17 protein-coding genes and 1 other RNA gene are annotated in these 25933 nt (G+C 39.5%); 5 read left to right on the top strand and 13 right to left on the bottom strand.

All coding sequences use genetic code 11. The annotated features are described in order from the left end of the window. The 8 genes from GYA54_00475 to uvrA all read right to left on the bottom strand — a co-directional run. On the bottom strand, positions 1–2702 hold a 2702-nt coding region (locus GYA54_00475), incomplete at its 3' end, for a hypothetical protein (protein ID NMC51190.1). Between the two features lie 1470 nt (positions 2703–4172). Next, positions 4173–6635 carry a phosphoenolpyruvate synthase gene (gene ppsA / locus GYA54_00480; protein ID NMC51191.1) on the bottom strand — a complete coding sequence of 821 codons (2463 nt, stop codon included), beginning with the start codon at positions 6633–6635 and terminating at the stop codon, positions 4173–4175. A 327-nt stretch (positions 6636–6962) separates the two neighbouring features. Next, on the bottom strand, positions 6963–7292 hold the full coding sequence (locus GYA54_00485) for a DUF4870 domain-containing protein (protein ID NMC51192.1): 330 nt from the start codon (positions 7290–7292) through the stop codon (positions 6963–6965). A 110-nt stretch (positions 7293–7402) separates the two neighbouring features. Next, positions 7403–9025 (bottom strand): chaperonin GroEL, encoded by a 1623-nt coding sequence (gene groL, locus GYA54_00490; GenBank protein ID NMC51193.1) that lies wholly within the window; start codon positions 9023–9025, stop codon positions 7403–7405. A 27-nt stretch (positions 9026–9052) separates the two neighbouring features. Further along, positions 9053–9343 carry a co-chaperone GroES gene (locus tag GYA54_00495; GenBank protein NMC51194.1) on the bottom strand — a complete coding sequence of 97 codons (291 nt, stop codon included), beginning with the start codon at positions 9341–9343 and terminating at the stop codon, positions 9053–9055. Positions 9344–9525: 182 nt separating this feature from the next. After that, on the bottom strand, positions 9526–10806 hold the full coding sequence (locus GYA54_00500; GenBank protein NMC51195.1) for an O-antigen ligase family protein: 1281 nt from the start codon (positions 10804–10806) through the stop codon (positions 9526–9528). Beyond that, entirely contained in the window at positions 10799–11716 is a 918-nt protein-coding gene (locus GYA54_00505; protein NMC51196.1) for a hypothetical protein, read from the bottom strand. The genes GYA54_00500 and GYA54_00505 overlap by 8 nt, the downstream gene beginning before the upstream one ends. A 114-nt stretch (positions 11717–11830) precedes the next feature. Further along, positions 11831–14635 (bottom strand): excinuclease ABC subunit UvrA, encoded by a 2805-nt coding sequence (gene uvrA / locus GYA54_00510; protein ID NMC51197.1) that lies wholly within the window; start codon positions 14633–14635, stop codon positions 11831–11833. A 127-nt stretch (positions 14636–14762) separates the two neighbouring features. Between uvrA and priA the strand changes: the two genes are divergently transcribed. The 3 genes from priA to GYA54_00525 are packed head-to-tail and all read left to right on the top strand — an operon-like array spanning position 14763 to position 17988. Next, positions 14763–16586 carry a primosomal protein N' gene (priA, locus tag GYA54_00515; protein ID NMC51198.1) on the top strand — a complete coding sequence of 608 codons (1824 nt, stop codon included), beginning with the start codon at positions 14763–14765 and terminating at the stop codon, positions 16584–16586. 2 nt (positions 16587–16588) lie between these two features. After that, positions 16589–17047, top strand: coding sequence for a peptide deformylase (gene def / locus GYA54_00520; GenBank protein ID NMC51199.1), 459 nt, complete (start codon positions 16589–16591; stop codon positions 17045–17047). After that, positions 17044–17988: a methionyl-tRNA formyltransferase gene (locus GYA54_00525; protein NMC51200.1), complete on the top strand. Its 945-nt coding sequence runs from the start codon at positions 17044–17046 to the stop codon at positions 17986–17988. Before def ends, GYA54_00525 begins: the two co-directional genes overlap by 4 nt. Positions 17989–18073: 85 nt before the next feature. On the opposite strand, the gene GYA54_00530 is transcribed toward GYA54_00525, so the two are convergent. The 5 genes from GYA54_00530 to GYA54_00550 form a co-directional block, all read right to left on the bottom strand. Then, positions 18074–19564 carry a glycosyltransferase family 2 protein gene (locus tag GYA54_00530; protein ID NMC51201.1) on the bottom strand — a complete coding sequence of 497 codons (1491 nt, stop codon included), beginning with the start codon at positions 19562–19564 and terminating at the stop codon, positions 18074–18076. Between the two features lie 58 nt (positions 19565–19622). After that, positions 19623–20414, bottom strand: coding sequence for an undecaprenyl-diphosphate phosphatase (locus tag GYA54_00535; GenBank protein ID NMC51202.1), 792 nt, complete (start codon positions 20412–20414; stop codon positions 19623–19625). A gap of 8 nt (positions 20415–20422) precedes the next feature. Further along, positions 20423–22156: a type IV secretion system DNA-binding domain-containing protein gene (locus GYA54_00540; GenBank protein NMC51203.1), complete on the bottom strand. Its 1734-nt coding sequence runs from the start codon at positions 22154–22156 to the stop codon at positions 20423–20425. Between the two features lie 8 nt (positions 22157–22164). Then, positions 22165–23589, bottom strand: coding sequence for a hypothetical protein (locus tag GYA54_00545; GenBank protein NMC51204.1), 1425 nt, complete (start codon positions 23587–23589; stop codon positions 22165–22167). 78 nt (positions 23590–23667) lie between these two features. After that, positions 23668–24801 (bottom strand): hypothetical protein, encoded by a 1134-nt coding sequence (locus GYA54_00550; protein ID NMC51205.1) that lies wholly within the window; start codon positions 24799–24801, stop codon positions 23668–23670. Positions 24802–24980: 179 nt separating this feature from the next. On the opposite strand from GYA54_00550, the gene ssrA reads away from it, so the two are divergent. Both ssrA and infC read left to right on the top strand, forming a co-directional pair. Beyond that, positions 24981–25378, top strand: a transfer-messenger RNA (tmRNA) gene (gene ssrA, locus GYA54_00555). 12 nt (positions 25379–25390) lie between these two features. Continuing rightward, positions 25391–25933, top strand: coding sequence for a translation initiation factor IF-3 (infC, locus tag GYA54_00560; GenBank protein NMC51206.1), 543 nt, complete (start codon positions 25391–25393; stop codon positions 25931–25933).

The raw sequence follows: 25933 nt of genomic DNA on the forward strand, positions 1-25933 counted from the left end.
GTCGCGGCATTAATGGTCGCGCCAGTATTCACGGTTAGGTTATCAATCTTTGAGGTGGTGGAATTCAACATGGCGATTCGGGCATCACCACTAAAGATATATGAGCCAGTGCCTGTGTCTCCGGTGTTGAGAAGATAATTGTCACTCACAGTTAAAGCGCCAGCTGAGATTGAGAGTCCCGTCCCGGTCAGATCAGTCAGGTAATCAGAACCAACACCGAGTGTCGTGGTATAGAGATTGGTGGAGGTCGCTTGGGTTACTACTAGGGTAGCCAGATCTAGTGTTGTGGTGGCATTGAGAGCGTCATTAAAATAATTATTGAAATTGGCTGTCGCTAGATAATTTGCTGGGGTAAATCCATTTAAAGTCGTTGTCGCATTATAATTCCTCTCCCAATTACTATCATAAGCTGTCCAGGTAGTTGTGTTATTCCAAAAATATTGTTCACTAGATGTTGCCCAGCCACTTGTTGATACTCCGGTCAATCTACTGCCATCACCATAAATATACCCGCCCACGGTCAGATCACCACCCACATATTGGGCTCCGGTCGTGGTGGCATTGCCATCCACTCGGAAATTCGCCGCAATCGTTGATGACCCCGTCACAAAAATCCCAGCCGTGCTGGAGGTTGGCGTGAGAGTATTGGTAAAAATATTTTCCCATGGTCCGCCACTGCCACTCGTCGGCCAAGCACTCTGGCAGTCGCCATTGATACAAATCTGGTTTGCCGCTAGGCTTCCAGTTGTTGTCGCATAGGCCACTGTCAGATAATCAACATTTGTCGTTGTCGCATTGATCGTGCTAAATGTTGCCGGACCAGAAAAAGATGACCCCCCGGCAAAGGTCACTCCCCCGCCAAAACTCGCCGCGCCAGTCGTCGTCAGCGTCCCGCCGATGGTTGTATTTCTACCCACGGTCAAGTCTTCGCCAATCGAGGCCATTTTAACGACCAAAGTCTCTCCGCTCAAATTCATCGCGGAAAGACTGGTAGCATTGTGTGGATCAATTGTCGGCTGAGCAATGATGTTTGGGTAGACATAGGTTGTCCCTCCTCCTGCTCCTGATCCATTACTTGTCCCCGGTGGACCTTCTTTGCCCGGTGGACCAGTTGGGCCGACCGGTCCCGTTGGCCCTATCGGACCTTGAGGCCCAGGCACCTGCCTGTAAACTATTTCTCTTTGGATTATTTGCGTCTTAGTCGGGGCCTTCGTTATTGTTCCCTTCCCCCCAATCACTAGAACTTCTTTTTGTCTCTCTATTCCTCCGAGCCGACATTGACCATTGTCATACACCACCAACTTTGTTTCTTCCTTCTTCGGGAAAATTATATTTCTTATTTCCCTACCAAATATTTCAACCCTATTTGTCGTCTTGTCCCACCAATTGGCTGCTATCTTTGTCCAGCTGACAGTCGCCTCGCCGGCCACCAATCCCTCTGTCGCAACTTTTTGCTCTTTTCTCTCTCCCTGCTTTGCATAAAAATCAGCCGCCAAAGCCAACACTCTGTCTGTACCAATACTTGCTTTGTTTATTGTTGACCCTGCCTTGCTTTCCACTGCTGCGGCCACAGTCATTACTTCTCTTCTAGCGCTATTATAACCACGTACAATCTGTCCGCTGTCTGCTAATCGAGCCAAATAACTATCCATCTCGTTGCTCGCTCTGACCAATATTCTGTCCTGCCAATTATTAAATTCTGTATTTACCCCTCTCCACCAAATCACCAGATTCTGCCCCTGATCTTTTGCCATGTTTTCTACTCCCTCATATTTGTTCGCCACGATCGGCCCGTTCACCTGACACAAACCAATAAAAGCCAAAAATATTATTGTCACTGTGCTAAAAGCAAACGCTCTAAATTTATAACCAAAACTCAATCCGCCCCAATGCTTTGCTGCCACCATTGGTGTTCTCGTGATACTCACTGCCTCTACCCTTGCCGCCCATATCAGTCCCTGAACTTTATCTTCAATAAATTCTTTCAGCCAGCTGATCACATCTACCCTTACCTCAATATCTTTTTGTACCAGTTCTTTTATATTCTCAAGCACCGCCCTATTTAGACCTGCTTGCATAGGACGACACTCCTCTGGTATTGACCCTTCCACCTCTTGGGTTTCTTTATCTCCCTGTTTAGAATATAAATTATTTTCTGTAACTTTTCGCTCCAGCTCACTTATGATGCTTTGTATGATCGCATGCCTATCAAAAATCTTGGCTGTTTTGGCTACTCTCAATCCACCAACAATTTTTGCCAAAAATTCAATTCCGACTTTTTTGATGCCGAGCAATTTTTCCATTATTCTTTTGTCGGCCGCTGGTCGTCTTATTAGTTTTGTCGCCACCTCTTCTTTTTGCGTGATTGCTTTTTTTATTTCCCTACTTGCTGTTGTTTTCTGTTCCGCCAAAATCACTACTGGAGTTTCTTTTTTTACCGGCTCGCTTGTTTTTTGTTTTGCCAAAAGTGAATGCTCGCTGATATATTCATCCAGCCATTCACTGGTGGTGTACCAGTTGCGTCCAAATTTCGTGGCTTTCAATTCTCCCTTTCTTGCTAGCAACGAGAGATACTCCTGCGAATACTCACAGCGCTTTTCCATTTCTGACAACAAAAAATAGCCACGGGGAATTTCCCGGCTATTTTTATAACCACCTTGGGTAGTAATAATATTATATTTATTATTATCCTTATAAGCCATTTGATTTTTGTTTTTGTTTTTGTGCCCTTGGGGCATCCGCCGCTCCCGGGAGACAAAACTCTCCTCTTAGAAAATCTGGCGGATCATCCTTGGGATATTGCGTCAACTGAAAAATTTTGTTCCACTTGACGGGTTTTTGTACTCTCGGCTTTTTGCCAAAAATACTTTTTATTCATGTCCGCTTTTTGCGAGCCTGAATATCTTTGTTTTTATTTTTGCTTGCCTCGTCGTAGCTCATTGAGCGAAGACGGATTTTTTCTCACGAACTACGGATTGATTTTTAGTTCATTTCGTGCTATACTTACTCTGTAGCTAATTTTCAGCTAATAAAAAACAACCCCAAAATTAAAGCGAGTTACTACTCGACTTTAAAAAAATATAAAATCCATAGCCTAATAGAATTTATATTTTAATAACCCTTCCCGGGGTTGTTTTTTTATTTTTTAAATGTTCGGTGAAACGAACTGTTGCTTTTCAGATCTGGGCCCTATAATGATTGCCTATAATCATTATAGGGCTTTTTGCCTTTTGCCCGGGGCCTATCTGGCCTTGTTGCCTTCCCTCCCAAAAATCCTCAACCCTCCTAGCCAGCCCCGATAAATAATTAAATTTTAATATCCTTTACCACTTACTGATGACTTTTTCGGTAAATCTCTCCTATCCGATATTCTTTTTCCCTTATTTTTGAGCAATCTATCTCCTTTTTTACTATCCGATACTATCATTATAGCGCATTTTTTGCCTTTTGTCAAAGTATCGGATAGCCATTTTTTGATATTTTTTCAATCACCCTTACCCGCTAGAAACATCTTGGGGCTGAAAATGAAACAATGCCCCTCCGGATAACCCTTAACAGCCATCCGACTAATCACTCTGCATCTATTACTACTAGGTTTTTCCACTGACCAATAATCCTTTGTTGATCACTCTTACTCTATACCCCAAGAACCTCTACCCATACTCCTATCCGATACTCTTTTGAGCTATAATTTGAGCTCAAACTTAATTATCTATAACACCCCCGCCTTTCACAAAAGCAGATTAAATCCAAGTGGGAAGAAGTACCAACTGTCTGTAACCGAGTCAGAATCTACCTGCCTCTCTGGGGCGAGCATTTGAATAAAAAAGTAAAAATCAAGTGGAGTGAGGTTAAGAAAATATATGGGAGCGGTCCCGCCCTTCGCGAAGAGCGGGATTCTTTGCTTACTTTCTTTCACGAAAGAAAGTAATACAGCCCATCAAACCAATAAACAGCCAGGTACATTCCAGAGACCAATACAATCGCAAACTAAAACCCTTATAGCGTCTGGCGAAACTTTGGTTCAATCTGCAAGATTGAACCAACCCCAAGTTTGACCTATCTATAAAGTCCAACCCACACTCTCTAAAACCAAAGAACAGGCCATTGGCCTGTTCCTACAAAAATTTATTTCTATTCCTACCTCCCTACCCACCTACTTCCCTACCCTTCTATTTCTTCCCAATCCTCTTCTCCAATTTACTAATCGCCATTGTTGTTTTTATCACGGTATCAGGATTTAGTGAAATTGAATCAATCCCCTCTCGCACCAAAAATTCTGCGAAGTCTGGAAAATCGCTTGGGCCCTGCCCACAGATTCCAATTTTTCTTTTGTTCTTTTTTGCTCCCCTGATCGCCATAACGATCAATCTCTTGACTGCCTCATTTTTTTCATTCCCAATAAACGAGAGTGTCCCCGCATCTCTATCCAACCCCAGGGTCAATTGAGTTAGATCATTTGAGCCAATCGAGAAGCCATCAAAATATTTTGAGAACTCATCTATCAAAATCACATTCGACGGGATCTCTGTCATCACATAAACTTGCAGTGGCCGCATCTTATTATTTTTTAATTTACCACCACCTTTATCATCTTTTGTTTTTATTATCTTCGCCTCTCCCCTCTTTAGTCCGTGCGCCACCATTACCCCCAACACCTGTTTTGCTTCTTCTACTGTCCGGCAAAACGGTACCATCACAATTACATTATCAAGACCCATCACTTCTCGCACCTTCTTTATTGCTTCGCACTCCAGACCAAACGCTTCTTTAAAGTCTGGAGAATAATATCTCGATGCGCCCCTCCAGCCAATCATCGGGTTTGACTCCACCGGCTCAAATTGTTTACCGCCGATGAGCTCAGCATATTCATTTGTTTTAAAATCGGACAAACGAATAATCACATCCTTTGGATAAAAAGCCGCCGCGATTTGCCCAATACCCTCGGCTAGCTTGTCTACAAAAAATTGTTTTCTGTCTTTATAATCAGCTGTCATCTTCAAAATCGCCTTCTTCGCCTTTTCATCTTTTAGCTTTCCAAATTGCAAAAGAGCATTGGGGTGAATTTTGATATAAGAATTAATAATAAACTCTTCTCTAGCCAAGCCCACCCCATCATTGGGAATAAGGCTCTGTGCAAAAGCATTTTCCGGTATGCCCACATTCATCATTATTTTTGTCCTAGGCCTTTTGATATTTTTTAAGTCAGTCTTTTTTATCTCAAATGGCAATATACCAGCATATACAAAGCCATCCTGACCTTCAGCGCAAGACACCGTCGCCTCCTGGCCTGTTTTTATTTTTCTGGTAGCCTCGCCCGTACCCACCACACATGGTATGCCAAGTTCCCTGGATACAATGGCCGCATGACAGGTCCTTCCGCCCTGATTGGTCACTATCGCCCCAGCTATTTTCATAATCGGTTCCCAATCAGGATCAGTCACATCGGTCACCAATATTTCACCTTGTTGAAAATCTTTCATATTTTTGGCATCCAATATCACCCTCGCCTTACCTGCACCGATCTTGTTCCCCACGCTTATACCTTTCGTTATTAGCTTCTTTTCGCTCTCTTTAACTTTTAAAATATATTCCTCTAGCATATTCTGCTTGGCCGAAAAATGCACTGTCTCAGGCCGAGCCTGCACAATAAACAATTCTCCAGTCAGCCCATCCTTGGCCCACTCTATGTCCATACTTTTTTTATAATGCTGCTCTATCATCACTCCCCATTTGGCCAACTGTATTATTTCCTTGTCAGACAGACACAGCCTGTTTCTGTCTTTCTCGGAAACCTTTTCCTGCTTGGTCGGCTGAATTTCTGAACCACTATAAACCAACTTTATTTCTTTGGTGCCCAACTTTTTAGAAACTATTGATTGGAAACCCTTATTCAAAGTTGTCTGAAAAACACGAAACTCATCCGGCGTCACAACGCCCTTTACTACATATTCTCCCAACCCATAACTACCATTTATCACCAACACCTCTCTAAATCCCGATTCAGTATCAGCTGTAAACATTACACCAGAGACCCCCTTGTCTGAACGCACCATCTTCTGCACCCCCACCGACAAAGCTATCTTGAAATGATCAAATTTTTTATCCACCCGATAAGATATCGCCCTATCTGTAAATAAGGAAGAAATGCATTTCTTTACTGCCAAAAGTACAGCTTTGTCACCCATTACATTCAAATAAGTCTCCTGCTGCCCAGCAAAAGAAGCATCTGGCAGGTCTTCGGCCGTCGCCGAGCTCCTGACTGCCACGCTAATATCTTTTTTACCAGATAATTTCTTATAAGCCACTACTATTTCTTTTTCTAGGTCTCCTGGCAAATTAGCAGACAATATCAACTCTCTCACCTTCTTCCCCCTTTCCTTTAAATTCATGACATCCTTGGTATCCAAATCGCTAAGTATTTCTTTTATGCGCTTCTTAATACCTGCTGCCTCCAAAAAATAACGGTAAGCGCTCGCCGTCACCGCAAAGCCATCTGGCACCCGAATACCTTTTTTTGTTAAATTAGAAAACATCTCACCAAGTGAGGCATTTTTACCTCCCACCAACGGTACGTCCTTTATGCTTGTCTCATTATAATGAAGCACAAACCTCTTGTTTCTTGCCTTAGCCATATTATAAATCTTCAATTATTAATTTTATATTAATTATTTATCTATTTAATAAAGCCACATTATAAAAATGTAGATTCAAATGAGCCGAAGCAAGGGAATACGAAAGGCAACTGTTTGACCCCGAACTTGTGTCGGGGGAGTTTTGCCTTTCGCCCGAGCGGAGGCGAAATTTGACTACATTTTTATTAAGTGGCGATTTTTGCGCCACTTTTTCTAAAAAAGTGGCAAATAGAAAGAAACCACCCACCAAAAAAATCTTTTTTATTATATAATTTATATTATCATAAAAACACGGTTTTTAAAACCGTGTTTTTGTAGATTGAAATCCTATAAATTTATCTTTCTTGCATAACCACCGGCAAAGGGCATTTCCCACTTATTGCCCTGCCAAGCATTGATAATACCGAGCAAAGACAAAACTACTATTATAAACCAACCAACCGGCAAAACTATAAACCAACCAATAATCGGCACCATCCCCAGAAACATCACTCCGAAAGAAGCAACAAATAGTACCACCCCCTGCTTGGCATGGAACTGGCAAAACTCACTATCCTTTTTGGCAAATAATACAAATAAACATAAAACCCAAAGATAAGATAAAGCCCCCATCATTCTCTCGTCTTGGCTCACCTCTTTTTTGTTTCCCGTAGGCATATATTTTTATTTAATAATAATGTATATATTACATTATAACATGTTTTAAAAAGGGCGGGTATCAACCCGCCCTTTTTCATTATTATTCCTTCCACCTTTGCCCTTTTGGTTTACATCATCCCCTCTCCCATGCCATGGCTGTGTATTGGCTCCTTCTTTTCTGGCAACTCTACCACTACCGCCTCGGTCGTCAAAAGTAAAGCCGCAATCGAAGCCGCATTCTGTAGGGCCGATCTTGTCACCTTGGTCGGGTCAATAATTCCTGCCTCCACCAAGTCCTCATATTTATTTGCTTTTGCATTATAACCAAAATTTCCTTCGTGTTTCTTTATCTCTTCAACTACTACTGCACCATCTTTACCGGCATTAAAGGCGATCTGTTTGGCTGGCTCCTCTAAGGCTCTTTTTAATATATTCAAACCAATCTGTTCCTCTCCTTCAAATTTTAAATCACCGATCTGTTGCAGTGCTCTGATCAAAGCCACACCACCGCCTACTACTACTCCCTCGTCAACTGCCGCTTTTGTCGCTGATAGAGCATCTTCTATTCTGTGTTTCTTTTCTTTCATTTCTGTTTCTGTAGCCGCCCCGACTTTCAAAACCGCTACTCCGCCAGACAACTTGGCCAGCCTCTCTTGCAATTTTTCTTTATCAAAAGAAGAATCCGCCAACTCCATCTCTTTTTTAATCTTGGCAATTCTTTCTTCAATCGCTTTTTTATCTCCTTTACCTTCCACTATAGTTGAATTTTCTTTGGTTGCTACTACTTTTCTAGCTTCTCCCAAATCAGACAAATCAGCATTATCCAATTTCAATCCTACCTCTTCAGAAATCACCCTTGCCCCTGTCAAAACAGCGATATCCTCGAGCGTTTCTTTCTTTCTATCACCATAGCCTGGCGCCTTTATACCGAGCACGTTCAAAATACCGCGCAACTTATTCACCACAAAAGTCGCCAAGGCCTCTCCCTCTATTTCATCAGCAACAATCACTAGATCTTTGCGTCCGCTCTGAGCCACTTTTTCCAAAACCGGCAATATATCATTAATCGCAGATATTTTTCTGTCTGTCACCAATATATATGGTTCCTGCCAAACTGCTTCCATCCTATTTGGGTCTGTCACCATATATGGAGATACATATCCCTTGTCAAATTGCATCCCCTCAACTATTTCTTTTTTTACTCCGAGTTCCTGTGATTCCTCTACTGTTATTACTCCATCCTTACCCACCTCTTTCATCACCTCGGCAATCATCTTCCCAATTTCCGAATCATTCGCAGAAATAGCCGCCACATGGGCGATATCTTCATTGGATTTTACTGGCTTAGAAACATTATCTTTTAATACCCGAACGATTTCCTCTACTCCTTTTTCAATGCCTCTTTTAATGTCTGGTGCGCTGCCCCCGGCCGCTACATTTTTGATACCCTCGCTGATTATGCTTTGTGCCAAAAGAGTTGCCGTAGTGGTACCATCACCCGCTACATCGTTTGTTTTGGTGGCCACCTCTTTCAAGAGTTCTGCCCCGATATTTTCAAATTTATCTTCCAACTCTATCTCCTTGGCTACTGTTACTCCGTCCTTTGTAATAGTTGGTGAACCGAAACTCTCGCCCAAAACAACGTTTCTCCCTTTTGGACCAAGTGTCACCTTTACTGCATTGGCCAATTTGTCTACGCCAGCCTTCAGGCCTTGTCTTGCTTTTTCGTCAAATAAAATTTGCTTCGCCATATTTTTAAAATAATTAATTTATAAAAATTATTTTTCTATTATCGCAATGATCTCCGACTCCGATAAAACCAAAAAATTTTCACCGTCAATTTTTATCTCATCCGGTGCATATTTCTTAAATAATATTTTTTCTCCTACTTTTACCGACATTGGCAATTTGTTACCATTATCGAGCACCCTACCCTCGCCTACGGCCACCACTTCTGCCTGTTCTGGCTTTTCTTTGGCTGTATCGGGCAAAACTATTCCCGACCTTGTTGTTTTGTCTTCCGCTATTGGCTTGGCAATCAGATGATCGCCCAGAGGTTTTAATTTCATAAATACTCCTTTTCTCCCTACCGGGTATTTGCCCCAGTATGGTTATTTAATTTATAATTTAGCACTCTAATTACTCAAGTGCTAATTTCTATCTTATATTATCTTAAAACAACAAAAAAAACCTGTCAAGGCCAACAGGCGTTCCTATCTTTTTATAACAAAAAATGGCTAAAATAAAACAACTATACTTCTCTTGCGAATAATCCCAACCCCAAAAATACGCCATATAAACCTGCTGGTAAGGTCCAAAAATAATGGTCCCACAAACCCAAAAATAAAAAACTCATAAAAAGCACCAGCAAAAAATACCTCTTTCTTTGATAAAGATAAAATAATAAATAAAAAAAGATTATCACCAAAATTAGAAAACCTACAATCCCCAATTCTACTATCACCAACAAATAAACATTGTGCACCGGCTGGACCTCCCAGATTTTATCTATTTTGTAATAATCTTTAATTTTAAAAGCATAGTTGCCTATTCCTACCCCCATAATATTCTTACTAAAGATTTCCACTGCCTGATGGTGGCCCAATACCCTTTCTGTGTTTGATTTTATTTCCAGCCGGCCTTCGCCCCCAATCCCCAACCTAGTAGCCACCAGGGGCCTATATATGATTAACATAATTATCATTATCATTGCCGTCCCGACCAAAAAATTTTTTGCCTTAATATTTGGCATTTTTCTATTTATATAAAACCAGCTCCATAAATACAATATTAGGAAAACCAACCATGCTCCCCTTGAAAAACTCAAAAAGATTCCTGAAATTATAAAAAAACCAGTAATCAAAATAAACCTTTTTTGATATTGATCCTTCACCTTACCGAGTAAATAAACCCAAAAAACAAAAGATACAACCAAAAAACCCCCTAAAATATTTGGATGCGGCCAGGATCCGTAAGCCCTGAGCCAACGTTCCTCCCCCACTCCCACCACAGACACGCCCAACTCGTTTACCCTTTGAGCCGCCATTCCCAGCCACTTTGAAGACCATACCGACTGATTTATAAACTGCCACCAAGATAAAAAACCCTGGACAAAGCCAGCACCAACAATAGTAATCGCCAGTCTTATCTTAGAAAAATTTATCCCTTGCATTAAATAAAACGCGCCCCAAGCCAAAAACATCCTTACCGCCCAATAAAATGCCACGAATTTTTCCGCTGCCCAACTTATCGTTACAAAACAATAAATAGCCAAAATTAAACTAACAACAATCGCCTTATTATTAAATTTATTCTCCGCTTTTTCTTTTTTAAAAATAAAATAACTCGACCATGAAACAATAAACAATATTATCAAAACAATATCAAAAGCATAAAGGCTAATTCTCCCATATTCAAAAGCCACCCCGCCAAAATTATGGTCTCTCGCTATCCATCTGACCTGCCAAGGCAAAACAAAAACCAAGATATAAAATAAATATTCTTTAATTTTTTCCAAAGATATTCTAGGCATTTATTTTATTATTAAAAACTTGATTCCTTATTTCCTCTCTCTTGTCGTTAAGGTGTAGTTTTAAAATTTTGTCACTGATTATTACTTTTTTGTCTTCCTTGTTGGCGGCGGCTATTAATCGCTTTGGCATTATTTTATACTGTATTTTCCTATACCAACTCTCTGGCAGAATAAAAAATATTCTTTCAAAAAACCTCTTTAAATACCCCCTGCCTTCTCCAATCATAAATTTTTCCGCCTCCTGTTGGTAGATAAAATTTGGCAAATAATATTTTATCCAATTATTTTCTCTGATAAATTTTTTCCACAATCCTCCCTCCGAATATATCAAGAGGTGTTGCGCCGTCAAATAAACCAAATGAATATCATCATCTCCTATTTTTGTTTTTTCAAAACCCAGGGAATCTTCATCGGCAAAATAACTCAAACAAACCTTATTTCTTGAACCATTTGGACTTGGCCTTTGGCGAAAAACTTTCATCAAAAACACTGACCAAAATCTGGCCGTCCAGATTCTCCCCCTCTTTGTCACTATAAAAAAATCTATATCAGACTCATTATCGGCGTTTAAATAACCCAAATTACTGCAAACTGCCACCATTAAAATACCCGGCAATAAACTAAAAACCCTGCTCACGACCCTGGCTTTTTTTATTTTATTGACGGCGAATTGTTCTCTCTCTCTTCTCTTTTTGAGCAGTTCTCTGCGCCCAAATAAAAAATAAAAATCTCCGCTTCTTTCTATCTTTGCGCGCTTCTCTAGCACTGACAGCCCTCCATTAATCTCTTGGTGACCGAAAGTATGAGTCGCAAACAAATACCTAAAAATTTCCTCTTCTTTTAGAGGATAATCAAATAAGTCAAAATAATGAAATGTTATTAAAAGACTCTTTTCAAGTTCTACTCCCATGTCTTAAGTTTAACCCAAAGCTTTGCAATTAACAACAAGGGCATTAAAAATAGAAAATCGGTTAGGGCGCCATAAACAAAAACGGGAAACCACTTCGGTTCCCTATTTTTGTCGTTATTTTTTACCTGCTTTCAAAATGTCCTTCAAATATTGGCCAGTATAACTCTTTTTAATATTAGCCACCTGCTCTGGCGTACCCGCCGCCACTATTTCGCCTCCTTTATCCCCGCCCTCTGGCCCCAAATCAATTATGTGATCTGCACATTTTATCATCTCCATATTGTGTTCCACCACCACTACCGTATTCCCCTTGTCCACCAATTTATTCAAAATATTTAACAATTTTCTGACATCCTCAAAGTGTAAACCAATTGTCGGCTCATCTAAAATATATAAAGTCCTACCAGTATCTCTCCTAGAAAGCTCTGTGGCCAATTTTATTCTTTGCGCTTCTCCACCAGACAGTGTTGGTGCTGATTGACCCAGATGCAAATAACCAAGGCCCACATCGTTCAAAACTTTTAATTTGTTTTTAACCAGCGATATATCATCAAAAAACCTCAAGGCTTCTTCTACTGTCATTTCTAATACATCAGCAATGTTTTTCCCACGCCAATAAATTTCCAAGGCCTCACTATTATATCTTCTGCCATGGCAATCCTCGCACTCTAAATATAAATCCGGCAAAAAATTCATCTCAACACTCATCGTGCCATCTCCCTGGCAAGCTTCGCATCTTCCACCTTTTACATTAAAAGAAAAATATCCCTGATCAAATCCTTTTATTCTTGCCTCCGGCACCCTCGCAAATAAATCACGAATATTTGTGAAGACACCGGTATATGTTGCCGCGTTCGACCTTGGTGTCCTGCCAATAGGCGACTGATCTATCGTCACCGCCTTATTTATATTTTCTAAACCGTCTATCCCCTTACATGCTCCCGGCTGATCTTTAGTATTATAAAAATAATTGGCCAGATATTTTGACAAAATATCCTCCACCAATGTCGACTTGCCTGAACCGGAAACACCAGTAATACAGACCATGGTTCCGAGCGGAATATCTATATCTATCTTCTTTAAATTAAATTCACTTGCTTCTTTTATTGTTATTTTTTTGCCGTTTCCCTTCCTCCTGATTTTTGGTATCTCAATATTTTTTCTTCCCGACAGATAATCACCAGTTAGAGATCCTTTGTTTTTTATGATCTCTTTTGGCCCACCCTCTGCTACCACCATCCCTCCGTGCCTGCCAGCGCCCGGGCCCATATCCACTACCCAATCAGCCTCCCTAATAATTGTCGCATCATGCTCTACTACCACCACGGTATTTTCCAGATCTCTTAATTCTTTTAAAATATAAATCAACTTTTGGTTATCCCTCTCGTGCAACCCTATAGATGGCTCATCAAGTACATACAAAATTCCAGACAAATCAGAAGTAATCTGGGTCGATAAACGTATCTTGGCTGCCTCTCCCCCAGACAAAGTAACCGCTGACCGGTCAAGCGTCAAATAATCCAAACCAATATTTATCAAAACACCTACTCTTTCTTTTATCTCTTTTACTAGTGGCTCAGCTATTTGTTTGGCTCTAGCTGCCAATTTTAAGTTAGCCAAAAATTCCAACATCTTTGGCAAATCCATCTGTGCCACATCGCTAATATTTTTTTCTCCTATTTTTATAGACAAAACCTCCTTTTTTAATCTTTTACCCTGGCAGTCACTGCATTCTTTTTTCCTCATATACTTCTCTATCTCCCCTCTAATATAATCAGATTCCGTCTCTTTATAACGCCTCAGGAGATTGTTTGCCACCCCCTCATATTCACCGCCCATTTCTCTATCCCCATAAAACAAAGCCCCCTGCTGTTTTTTATTTAAATCCTTTATTGGTGTGTCGACAGAAAAACCATATTTCTTACTTATTTCAACCAATTCCGGCATTTGGCTTTCTTGTATGTTGCCGCTCATTCTGCTCCATGGTCTTATTGCCCCCTCAGCCAAAGACAAGTTCTTATTCGGCACCACCAAATCAGGCTCTACTTCTAATTTCACCCCCAGGCCGCCACAGGCACGACAGGCACCAAGCGGAGAATTAAAAGAAAAAATATTATTTTCAATTGGCATTAACCCAATATTGCATCTGGGGCAAACTAAATTTTCAGAATAATTATAATCTCTCTGTTTTTCAATATCATACACCACCACCTCGCCATCACCGATTTCCAGTGCTTTGTCGAGCAATTTTAAAAATTCTTCTTTCTTTTTATCGTCGCTGTCTTTTTCTTTGTCTCCGACTATAACCTCTATTGAGTGCTTCCTATTTTTGTCCATATCCATTTCCAACGCCTCATCCAAAGAACAGAAATAGCCATCTGCTCTAACCTGACTATATTTTGCTTCCTTTACTCTCTCCAAAATATTTTTTTGAGCGCCCTTCTTGTTTCTTACCACCGGCGCCAACAAAAAAACAGATTCTGCTCTATGCTGACGCCAGATCTGTTCTTTGATTTGCTCTTTATTTTTCTTGGCAATAGTTTGGCCGCAGCTAGGACAGTGTGCCTCGCCGGTTTTGGCAAAAAGTATTCTTAAATAATCATAAACCTCCGTCATTGTCCCCACGGTTGATCTTGGATTATTGGTGGCTGGCCTTTGGTCAATGGCGATTGCCGGTGACAGCCCCTCTATTTTATCCACCTCTGGTTTGTCTTTCAATCCTAAAAATTGCCGAGCATAAGTTGATAAGCTTTCCACATAAAGTCTTTGTCCCTCGGCAAAAATAGTATCAAATGCCAGACTAGACTTGCCCGAACCAGAAAGCCCGGTTATTACTACCAACTTATTCTTTGGTAAATCAATATTTATATTTTTTAAATTATGAACACGTGCTCCCCTTATTTTGATCAACTTGCCCATAAATACTATAAATTAGCTTGGGAGCATTATACTACTTTTTACCAGCATAGTCAATCTGTAGCCGCCACCGGCCAAAAATACCGCCCCAAATTTTTATATTTTTGTGTTTTAATGATATATTTATCTTATGATTGCCGATATAATACCCTGTCAAAAAATGCCCCGTGCCCTGTCTCTACTCAGCTACCAAATTCCCCAAGAATATGAGGATGTTATTAAAATTGGACAAATTTGGGAAATTCCACTTAGACAATCTACTACCCGCGGCATAGTGGCTGATATCAAAAAAAATGCCCGCCATGGACTAAAATTAAAATGGCTCAAAAAAATAATAAACAAAAAAACCATATTTACAGAACAACAACTCAAATTATTTATTAACCTCGGCGATTATTACGGTGTTTCCGCCTCTCTTTTTATACACTGCAACCTCCCAAAAATTATAAAAAATGAGTGGGACCAATTTTTGGAACCACAAAAACCAATCGATCGGCCAGAACAAAAAAAAGAGAATATTGAATATTTTTGGTGGGGCGAACGAAAACAAAAACTTTCTCATTATCAAAAAAATATCCACCGCTATTCTAAACTTGGCCAAGTGCTCATAGTCGTCCCACAAATCTCTGATATTGAAAATATCGTCTCTACTCTAAAAATATATCCCGAGGATCTTTGTGTAATCAACAGCCAGATCTCTCGCTCGGCCCAAATTAAGGCATGGCAATCAGCCCTAAACGGCAATAAAAAAATATTTATTGGCACTCGCCTTTCTTGCTTTCTTCCTTTTACTAATCTTCAACTTATCATTGTTGATGATGAACATGCCCCTGACCACAAACAATACGATATGGCCCCTCGCTACGCTGTAAAAAAAGTTTGCCAGCTAATAAGCTCTGAACAAAAAACTAAAATTATATTTTTATCGCCCTCTCCTTCGATAGAAAACTACTACGAGTTCTCACCGCATTATCACTCAATAAAAAATACCGAGCCAGATATTATCAACCTAGAAAATGAGTTAAAAAACAAAAATTATACCTTCGTCTCCGACCGCCTAAAAAAAGAAATACAAACGACTATTGATAGTGGCAAAAAAACCTTTCTCTTTGTGAATAAAAAAGGTGAGTCCAACCACAATTATTGTACTGATTGTGGCCATACTTTTAATTGTCCTTCTTGCCTGTTATCACTTATTAAAACGAAAGAGTCTAAATTGGCCTGCTATTACTGCCACTACGAGGAAGATTTTCCTCCTTTCTGCCCAAAATGCCACGGGCCCAATTTCCGGTCTCTCGGCCTTGGCATAGAAAAAATAGCAAAAAATATAAAAAAAATTCTACCCGAAACAACAATCTCTTACCTCACCAAAGAAAGCCCAGACAAAACAATCAACAACGCTCAAATAATAGTTGGCACAAAATTCGCTACAAACAAAATAAATTGGCCTCAAATAGGATTGATTGGGGTCATAAATGCCGACCAACTCTGGCAACATTCGGAATTTATGGCCAAAGAAAGAGCTTATCAGACACTTATAAATATCTTGACCAGAGCCCCAAAAAATGCTAAAATAATAATCCAAACATTCAGCCCTGAGAATACTATTATAAGATCAATTCAAAAAAACAAACCGGCTATCTTTTATCAAGAAGAGCTGACTTATAGAAAAAAATTTTTTTACCCGCCCTTCTCACGCCTCATAAAAATCAGCACTCAAAATAAAAACGAAAAACCTGCCCTCGACCAAGCAAAAAAAATATATGAAAATCTCCAAAAAATAAAAGGGGCTGAAATAAGTACTCCGCTGTCTATCGGCCGCCACATCCTCCGTGGACGCTATAAATTCAATATTATTATCAAACTAAAAGATATTTCTATCTTGCCCACTATATTCAAAGTATTACCAAATGACTGCCTTATCGATGTGGACCCGCAAACATTATTAAATTAAATATGGCCAGACTAAAAATTTTTACTATTACTCAAAATGAAGATATCCTCCGCCAAGTCTCCAAAGAGCTTGACCCCTCTTTATTATTTCAAAAAGATTGGCAAGAATTTATTAATGATTTCAAAGAAACCATGTATGCCGCCGATGGCGTCGGTCTCGCCGCACCACAGGTGGGAAAAAATTTACGCCTTATCGCAATCGACATAGAAGGCGAGCCCTTAGTCATGGTCAACCCACAAATTACCAAAAAATCATGGCTCAGAGCAACCGCCGAAGAAGGATGCCTCTCCGTACCCAAAATCTATGGGCCAGTCAAGCGTCATAAAAAAATAACCGTCAAATTTATCGACGAAAAAGGCAAACAGCAAAAAAATATTTATCGCGACCTTGCTGCTCGAGTCATCCAGCATGAGGTTGACCACCTAGACGGTGTTTTGTTTATCGATAAAATTAGCAAATGAACATAACCAACAAACCCAAAATAATATTTTTTGGCACTTCTGAATTTGCTGCTACAATCCTAAAAAAACTGCACCAATCCAACATCTGTGATATACCCCTTGTTGTCACTCAACCCGATGAGCCAAAAGGCCGCCAGCAGCTGCTTGCCCCTCCCCCGATAAAAGAAGCTGCCAGAAATCTTGACCTCAGTTTTATTCAACCCAAAAAACTAGATCATGATTTTGAAAAAATAATAAAAACAGTCAACGCTGATGCTTTTATTGTCGTCGCTTATGGTAAAATAATACCAAAATCAATACTAGATTTGCCAACCCTTGGCTGTATAAATATTCATCCCTCTCTCCTACCTCTCTATCGTGGACCATCGCCCATCCAGACTTCCCTCCTCAATGGCGACAAAAAAACCGGTACAACCATCATGGTTTTGGACGAAAAAATGGACCATGGCCCAATCTTAAAACAAATAGACTACCCTATTTCCCCAAACGATACTTTTATTACTCTTTCGAAAAAGCTAGCAGAAGCCAGCGCTGAATTATTAATTGATATATTCCTAGATTTTTATAATAATAAAATAAAACCGCAACAACAAGATCATACTCGCGCTACTTATACCAAAATTATTGAGAGAAAAGATGGTCAAATAGACTGGTCAAATACCGCCCAAAAAATCTACGATCAATGGCGCGCTTTTATTCTTTGGCCCAATATCTTTTCACATATTAAAGTTAACAATAAAAATATCCTCATCAAATTCAATGAACTAAAAATCAGCGACAACAAACCAAATAGTGATTATCCCCCAGGGCAACTTTTTGTCTATAATGAAAAACTCCTTGCCGCTTGTGGCCAAAATACTTATTTAGAAATTGCACAACTTCAACCCGAGGGTAAAAAAATAATGTCAGCGCTAGAGTTCATCAATGGCCATCTGAAATAGAAAAACCAAATAAACACCGCCCCGATAAATATCGGGGCGGTGTTTATATATTTATATATTCGTAACTGATTAACATATTAGCAGATTACTTCCGCACCTTCTTTGTCACATCAAACCCCAAATATTTACCCAATGCCAACCTCGTCTGCGCCTCTATCGCCGGCAAAGAACCAAAAGCTATCATTGTCACCGGAACCAATATCCATTGTAATATTATAAAAATCCAACGCCAAGCACCCTTTTTTTGAATTGGTCGTTTTGGCATCATAATAGTCGCCAAAAAACCACCCACCAAAATACCCACCATAGAATAAGTCATTATCTGATCTAAAGCCAATGGCGCCTGCTGCACCAAAACCGCATCAATACCTTTCCAAGAAGCCACCTTGAGCGGCAACCAACCCATCACAGTAATAATTATAGGTGCCGTTGCCCAAGACAACTCACCCTCCACTAAAAGAAAAAGCATTCTCGCTTTTTTAAACCAACTAATCTTTTTATATTTAAACCAGCTGACCACCTCATACGGAAAATGTTCTACCGCTGAGGCCCACCGACGCATCTGTTTGTATTGATATTTTATTGTCTCCCAAATTGTCTCCCCCAAAACCGTATCCATATAAACTGGCACATATATTGGCACTGTTTTATAATCCCCTTCATAATGGTAAAAGCACTGCAAAAATATTCTTGAATCTTCTACTACTGACTTGGTATCCCAAAAATCCACAGCGTTGAGCGCTTCAAAACTCATGCTATGAGAAAAACAGGTGAGCAATCTTTCCGGCCTACCCATCTCTGCCATCAGCCAAAATGTCGTTGAGCTAGATACAACTCGACTAAAAGATGGGGCGTCCCAAATATTATTGAAATAAAAAGTTATTGGCTGGTAAGCAGTCTGAGCAGGCTTTTCCTGCTGCAAATAAGTATATGACAAACAAGCAAAATAATTGTCATGTGCTATAGTGTCGCTATCAAACAAAGATAAAATTATCTTATCAAAGGAAATATTCGCCGGCTTTATAATTTCTTCTCTGGCCTTTTTGGCCGCCCATTTAGCATTTGATCCCTTGCCCTTCAGCTCTGTCGGCGGCGGGATGGGATGCACATAAAATTCTAGGGCATAAAAAACACCCCTATATTTTTCCTTTAGCTCTTCTGCCCATTTTTTATATTCCTCAGTTTCCTCGCCCCGTTCTTCTCTTGTCCATACAACAATCATCTTTCTTTTATCATAATTAGCCCTAGCCAAAGACTCTATTGCTGAATAGATCACTTCCTTTGGCTCCTTGTAGGTTGGTAAAAGAATAAAATGATAAAGACTTTCATAGCCCTTCATCTCTTCTAATTTCTGATTCCAATTCATCTTTATGGCTCGCCTATAATGCATCCACGAATATGATAAATAAAAAACATAATAGATAATTCTAACCAACCACAAAAAATCAAAAATTATTATAATATAAATGGCGGTTATTGGATCAACAAAAGACAAAATTATCACCACAAAAAAAACCAGCCAAACCAAAGTGGCCGGTATTACCTCCAATATTCTATATTTAGTCCTATATTCCATCTTGTTTATGGCTTAATACCCACTATCTAACCATCTTTACCAAAATCTGTCTAGTTCTTTAAGCAAAAAAGATCAACAAAACAACCCCCAAAAATATCCTATAAATTACAAAAAAAATAAAATTAGCTCTTTCTGCCAACCACAACAAAAGCTTTAAACAAAAAACACCGGCCACAAAAGCACTAAAAAAACCGGCGAGCAGGGGCAACCACGAGCTTCCATTTATAAAGCCACCGCCAATAATGCCCTTCAACTCCCACAAACCAGCGCCAAATATTACCGGCAAACCGGCCAAAAAAGAAAAACTAACCGCTGTTTTTCTGTCTAAACCAGAAAACAAGCCCCCGGTTATAGCCGCTCCAGACCTAGAAAATCCCGGCACCAAAGATAACACTTGCCAAAAACCAACTATCAAAGACCTCCTCTCGCCAACCAACACGACCTCGTCTACCTTATTTTTTTTTCGCTCTACAATTTTCTCAGCCCAGAACAAAAACACTGCACCCATTATCAACGACCCAGCCACCACCTCTACATATCTTAAATTATCCTCTATCTCACTTTTAAAAAACAAACCCACGATTGCGGCTGGCAATGAGGCCAAAAGCGCCAACCATAGTATTCTAAAATTTATTTTTCTTTTTGTATCTCTACTGCCAATTACAAAAATTTCTTTACCGAAAAAAAACAATATTGCCAATCCTGTTGCCAAATGTAAAACTGCATCAAAAGCCAGCCCCGGATCTTGCCACTTAAAAATGTGGGGTATCAATATTAAATGCCCACTCGAAGAAATGGGCAAAAATTCTGTAACTCCCTGGACAATACCAAGGACTATTGCTTGCAGCATAATAATCTCTATTCTAGTGTTCCTTTTATTTCAATATTCGGCATATCTTGGCCAGCATCCAATCCAACCTGCCCGGCTTGATTCACGGATAAAATTGAAGGCTTAGCCACCTGCGGATAAATTATTTCTTCTTCTTTCTTGTCTTCAGCTTCAATATTTCTTTTTGGTATGACATTGGCATCTATTTCTCCGGCCTTAAATTTTTTCAGACAATCCTTACAAAACACATTACGTTTACTGTCTGGTTTAAATTTTATGCTCACCGCCTCACCGCAATTATCGCAAATAGCGTTATTTTTATCTTTCTTTTTTTCTTCTTTTTTTTCTAGCTCTATCTCAACTTTTTTACCAAAATCTTTAGACACATAATTAGCTTTGAATATTGCCTCATCACCATCCAATTTAGCTTCTTTGGCCGCTGAACCCATAGTTTCCTCGAGCCCAGACCAACGCATTATTTTTTCCTCCACCTCTGATTTACTGTTGGCATATCTTTCTCGGGAGACCGCTATAACCTTCTCCCTAGCCGTCTTTTCTTCTTCCTGAATAGGTGGAAGGGTCTTGGCAGAAAATGGTTTTGAAGCCACGCCGTCAATCATCAACTTGAGATATATATGATATTTAGTCAAATTGACCAGATCCTCCTCCACAAAATATGGTTCAAATTCTTTTATCAAGTCTTCCGCGTCAGGCGCTCCGATTCTAAACATAATAATCGTCCCTACATTACCAAACACTGCGTCCTTTACTTTTGTCACCCGTCCGCCGCCAGAGACGCTTGTCAGCTGTGCTATATACTGATGGGCCATTATTAAATTTAATCTATACTTCCTCGCTTCAGATAAAATATCGGCAAAAGACTCGGTAGCAAAATTTTGGAATTCATCAACATACAAATAAAAATCCTTTCTTTCCGGTTCTGGTATGTCCACCCGACTCATAGCCGCCAACTGGATCTTGGTAATCATCATCGCCCCGAGCAAGGCCGAGTTGTCCTCGCCAATCCTGCCCTTTGACAAATTTAAAATTAAAATTTTTCTATTATCCATTATTTCCCGCATATCAATCGTCGACTTTGATTGCCCAACAATATTTCTGATTACCGAGCTGGACAAAAATTGGCCAACCTTATTTTGAATAGGGGCTATCGCCTCTGTCCTGAATCTTTCATTATAATTAGCATATTCCTCCACCCAAAAGGCCTTTACTACTGGGTCTTTTATTTTACTCACAATCTTTTTGCGATATTCCTTGTCAACTAAAAGACGATTTATCCCAAGCAAAGTATTGCCCGGTGAATCCAATAAGGCCAATATACAATTATTTAAAATATATTCCATTCTGGCTGACCACATGTTAGCCCAAATCTTTGTAAAAACACCCATCAGCCCGGAACTCACCAAATGTTTATACTCGTCGTCAACATTCTCCAAAATATTAAAAGCAATCGGATATTCTAGATCAGATGGATTAAAATAAACAACATCATTTATCCTTTTGGGCGGAATAAACTCCAAAAGTTCCTCGACTAACTCACCGTGCGGGTCTACCACCGCCAGACCTTCACCCCGCTGAATGTCTTGAATGATCATGTTGGAAAGCATGACGGTCTTACCCATACCAGTTTTACCAACAACATAAAAATGACGGCGGCGATCATCGCGCTTTATGCCAAATTTACGCCTCTCATTACGAAAATTGGTTTCTGCAAAATAAGTTATATCATTAGAATTTGTATCCATAAACAAAATTAAACTGGCAAATTACTGGGCGGCTCTACCTTGGCACTACTTCCCCCGATAGCCACATAGTCTTCATCGTTTTTTATATTTTCATCTTCAAAAATAGTATCCGGCAAATCCACTGGCGGAGCTTCTTTCTTGGAGTCTACTCTTTTTATACCCTCGCGCAAAGCCTCTGGTACTGGGAAGTGAAAGATGGTCGCCAGCTCCTCTATGTTTAATATAAAGCCCGATCCCCAACCCCCAGTTTGGCTTCTATTTCTAAAATTTCTCAATATATTATTCTGCTTGTTTACTATTCTCCTTTTAACAAAAAAATAATTAGCCTTGGTCATTGTCTTCATGATCGGCGTAAAAGAATTTAGATCTATAGCCGAGAACTGCTGTAACATACCGATTGAAGCTCCGGCGCCCTTGGGTTTTACCAATTTACCCTTTTTGCCCAAATAAATAATCCTGAGCTTTGTTTGATAGGCGATCTTACTTATCTTCATCGTTATTCCATCAACTACATTTCTCTCCTCCGGAGTTAAATAAAGCATTTTGTTCGGTACCCCCGAATCCTTCTGAGCCGCTTTCCCTTCTTCGCCGGGTTCATAGCCCAATCCATAAATTATCATCTCCTGTATCAAAGTAAAAAAATAATAAAAAGGAGTAAGAATACCCTTGCCTTCTGCTTTCTCTTTCGCTCCTATCATTTTGTTTATTATCTTATAGCCAGCCTCTTTCCATTTATCTTTTATCGGGGTTATTACCAACTGAAACCACAACTCTTCATCCTTATTTATTTTATTAAAGACCTCCATCATAGACGCCATCGGGTCAGCGAACGTCTGAGTTAGACTATCTTCGAAGGATGGGTAAGTTTTGATCGGGTATGGTGATGGCTTTATTAGCGTGAACTCTGAACCCCACAAATCATATTCTTCCGACGGAAACCGCAAATCTTTATATCTCAAAGCATAGTCCTCTACCTCTGCGATCTCCGCTTTTGGATATTGAGCATAAATAGCGGCCTCCACAATATCCTTGTGGGTAACTGGCACCCTTATTAAAAACTGGGTATAACCACCTATGCTCACTATCTCCAAACTAAACGCTTGCTGAAACATGCCGTAAACATATTTTTCCACCAAATTCTTAGACTCATAAAAAGGCCACATTGCTGCGAATAGATGCTCAACCGCCTTTATCGCTTGCAAATTCTCTTTTGGTATATCAATCGCCAAAAGTGCCCACTTAATACTGGCTGCATACTTGTTCTGTATATTATCAACATATACCCACCACAAACCACGGATGATCACTATCACAAAAACAACCCAGCCACCCTTTAAAAACAAAATCACCATTATTTCTGCTGGATGATGTTGCCCCAATTCCAATATAAAATTTTCAACATTTTGAACAATAGAATTAAAACTAAAAGACATAATAATAAATAAAAAATACCACAATGGCCACAATCTCTGAAAAAATCATGGCAATTGTGGCATTTTAATTATACCACCTTAAGAAAGTTTTCTCAAAGTATATTTACCGTCTCTTGTCTTTTCATACAAATTCTTATCAGACAACGTCAAAGAGATGCTCCCCTCTTTCACCTTTCTACGTTTTAATACCTCTTCCACTATCTCCTGTTTGGCCATGGGGCTTCCATTCTCTGCCAAAACCTCGGTTATCACATCAGCAATCACCCCTGGCTTATATCCCCACTCTGCCAAAGCATAAATACCCCTACCAACCAACACACACCTCTTATCTAAAATCAATTCGTTGTGCACTGTCGCTGGGTGAGATATTTTTTTATCAAAAACTTCCTCATTTATCTTTTCCGCTATCTGTCTATAGTGCATCGGTTGACCATATTTCAAAAGTACAAGATATATTTTATCCCTCATTCTCTTGGGGTTAACCGAACGCCAATCACTCAGGCCCCACTTATCAAATAAATTTTTCTTAAAATGTTTGCTAACCTCAAGACACGAATGCACTGCCGCATCCCAGCTTTCCAGCTCAACCATCAAACTCTGCTGCTCTTGGGTTATTTCTCTCTCTAGTTCTCTTATAATGTCCACCAATCCCATTGGCTCGTTTTTATTCATCAACACATTCTTTATACTGTCGACCACTGGCTCATAGTGTTTTAAATCCTTACCCTTGACTTTCCAAGCTTTTTCCGTATGTACTATCTCCACCGGTTCCAGCTGTTCGTCAAAAAATCTCTCTAAAATAAAAAGCAAACAATTCTTTTCCTGTATACTGCCATCCTCCCCCAAAAATTCAGCCAAAAGTGAGTCCTCCAAACTTACATAACCCTTTTTATTTATATATTTCAAAATCAAAGAAGCCAAATCAGTCAACTTTTCCTTCCAGTCACCGGCTTGTTTTATTTTTAAAATAGAATTATTTTCTATTTGGCGCACTCTTTCTCTCGTGATATTTAACCTTTTGCCTATTTCCTCTAATGTTTGTCTCTCTTCCCCGGACAAACCGTATCTTGCGCTCAAAACGTCTTTTTCTCTTTGATTTAGGCCATTTAAAAGAAAATCAACCAACTCTATTGGATTTAGGTCAGCTTTCTTTTGCTCATCTTGAGACTTTATAATCTTCTCTAAAATATTGTCTTGTGCCTTGCTTTGCATAAAATAATTATTTGGCTAATATTGGTGTAATAAAAAACTTTATTAAAAAATAAAAAATACTTTTTTATGTACTTTTCTTAAGTATATCAAAATAGGCTATATTTGTCAAATCATGCTAACTCTAACCCAATTGTTTCTTGACCAAAAAAGCATTATTCTATATAATAACAACAAATTATGGGGATGTTCATAATCGACTAGAAAATCCCTTAATAATTGCTAATCAAGTTGTTAATCTTGTAAAAATTATCACACTCCAATAAGTGTCAAAAATATTACGGGCGCTGTGAGGGAAAAAGTCAGCAATTTTATTGCTTCCTTATCACCAAACTTCGCTCCTGCATTAGCTTAAATACTATTGCCATCCCCCTTGTAAACCTGTGCCAAGATCGGGATGTTATATATCCGGGTGTAGGTTCTCTTTGCCGCTTGAGCCAAGAAGCCGAATAAATTTCAAGCTATGGTTTAAAAATTTTTGCCTATTTCTATTTTTAAATCAAAACTTAAACAGGCTATATTAGTAGAAAATTATTAATGGCTTTCTAAAACGCGGGTGCAATACCCGCCATCTCCACCACTAAATTATTTTATGCAAAGACGCTATCGCAAACCAAAACCGCAGAAAGAAACCATCAAAGAAATGCGGGTCAATGAAAAAATAACCGCCCCGGAAGTGCGCCTCATTGATGAAACTGGCGACAATGTCGGCGTTGTTAGCTTAAACGAGGCCAAAAAACGCGCCATGGAAGCAGAGCTTGACTTAATAGAGGTTTTTCCTTTGGCCACTCCGCCAGTTGCTAAAATAATGGATTATGGTCAATACAAATACGAACTGGAAAAACAATCACGTAAAAATAAAGCCCATCAAAAAATTTCTGAGTTAAAATCAGTAAGACTAACCTTCAGAATTAAAGGTCAAGATCTGGAAACCAAAAAGAAACAAGCCATTTTCTTCCTTTCCGAGGGGCATAAAGTAAAAATTGAAACTATTCTTAAGGGTCGTGAAAAAGCCCACCGAGATATCGCCCTAGAAAACATCAAAAATTTTATAACTTCCCTCGGAGAAAATATAAAAACAATTCAACCGATCTCCCAACAGGGCGGTCAGATAACTACTACAATCTGCAAATAA

The organism is Candidatus Kuenenbacteria bacterium (assembly GCA_012797775.1).
Lineage (GTDB): Bacteria > Patescibacteriota > Patescibacteriia > UBA2196 > GWA2-42-15 > JAAZMX01.

Excerpts from the sequence above, each read along its gene's own strand:
- ppsA (NMC51191.1), bottom strand. The coding sequence starts at position 6,635 with ATGGCTAAGGCAAGAAACAAGAGGTTTGTGCTTCATTATAATGAGACA.
- GYA54_00485 (NMC51192.1), bottom strand. The coding sequence starts at position 7,292 with ATGCCTACGGGAAACAAAAAAGAGGTGAGCCAAGACGAGAGAATGATG.
- groL (NMC51193.1), bottom strand. The coding sequence starts at position 9,025 with ATGGCGAAGCAAATTTTATTTGACGAAAAAGCAAGACAAGGCCTGAAG.
- GYA54_00495 (NMC51194.1), bottom strand. The coding sequence starts at position 9,343 with ATGAAATTAAAACCTCTGGGCGATCATCTGATTGCCAAGCCAATAGCG.
- GYA54_00500 (NMC51195.1), bottom strand. The coding sequence starts at position 10,806 with ATGCCTAGAATATCTTTGGAAAAAATTAAAGAATATTTATTTTATATC.
- GYA54_00505 (NMC51196.1), bottom strand. The coding sequence starts at position 11,716 with ATGGGAGTAGAACTTGAAAAGAGTCTTTTAATAACATTTCATTATTTT.
- uvrA (NMC51197.1), bottom strand. The coding sequence starts at position 14,635 with ATGGGCAAGTTGATCAAAATAAGGGGAGCACGTGTTCATAATTTAAAA.
- priA (NMC51198.1), top strand. The coding sequence starts at position 14,763 with ATGATTGCCGATATAATACCCTGTCAAAAAATGCCCCGTGCCCTGTCT.
- def (NMC51199.1), top strand. The coding sequence starts at position 16,589 with ATGGCCAGACTAAAAATTTTTACTATTACTCAAAATGAAGATATCCTC.
- GYA54_00525 (NMC51200.1), top strand. The coding sequence starts at position 17,044 with ATGAACATAACCAACAAACCCAAAATAATATTTTTTGGCACTTCTGAA.
- GYA54_00530 (NMC51201.1), bottom strand. The coding sequence starts at position 19,564 with ATGGAATATAGGACTAAATATAGAATATTGGAGGTAATACCGGCCACT.
- GYA54_00535 (NMC51202.1), bottom strand. The coding sequence starts at position 20,414 with ATGCTGCAAGCAATAGTCCTTGGTATTGTCCAGGGAGTTACAGAATTT.
- GYA54_00540 (NMC51203.1), bottom strand. The coding sequence starts at position 22,156 with ATGGATACAAATTCTAATGATATAACTTATTTTGCAGAAACCAATTTT.
- GYA54_00545 (NMC51204.1), bottom strand. The coding sequence starts at position 23,589 with ATGTCTTTTAGTTTTAATTCTATTGTTCAAAATGTTGAAAATTTTATA.
- GYA54_00550 (NMC51205.1), bottom strand. The coding sequence starts at position 24,801 with ATGCAAAGCAAGGCACAAGACAATATTTTAGAGAAGATTATAAAGTCT.
- infC (NMC51206.1), top strand. The coding sequence starts at position 25,391 with ATGCAAAGACGCTATCGCAAACCAAAACCGCAGAAAGAAACCATCAAA.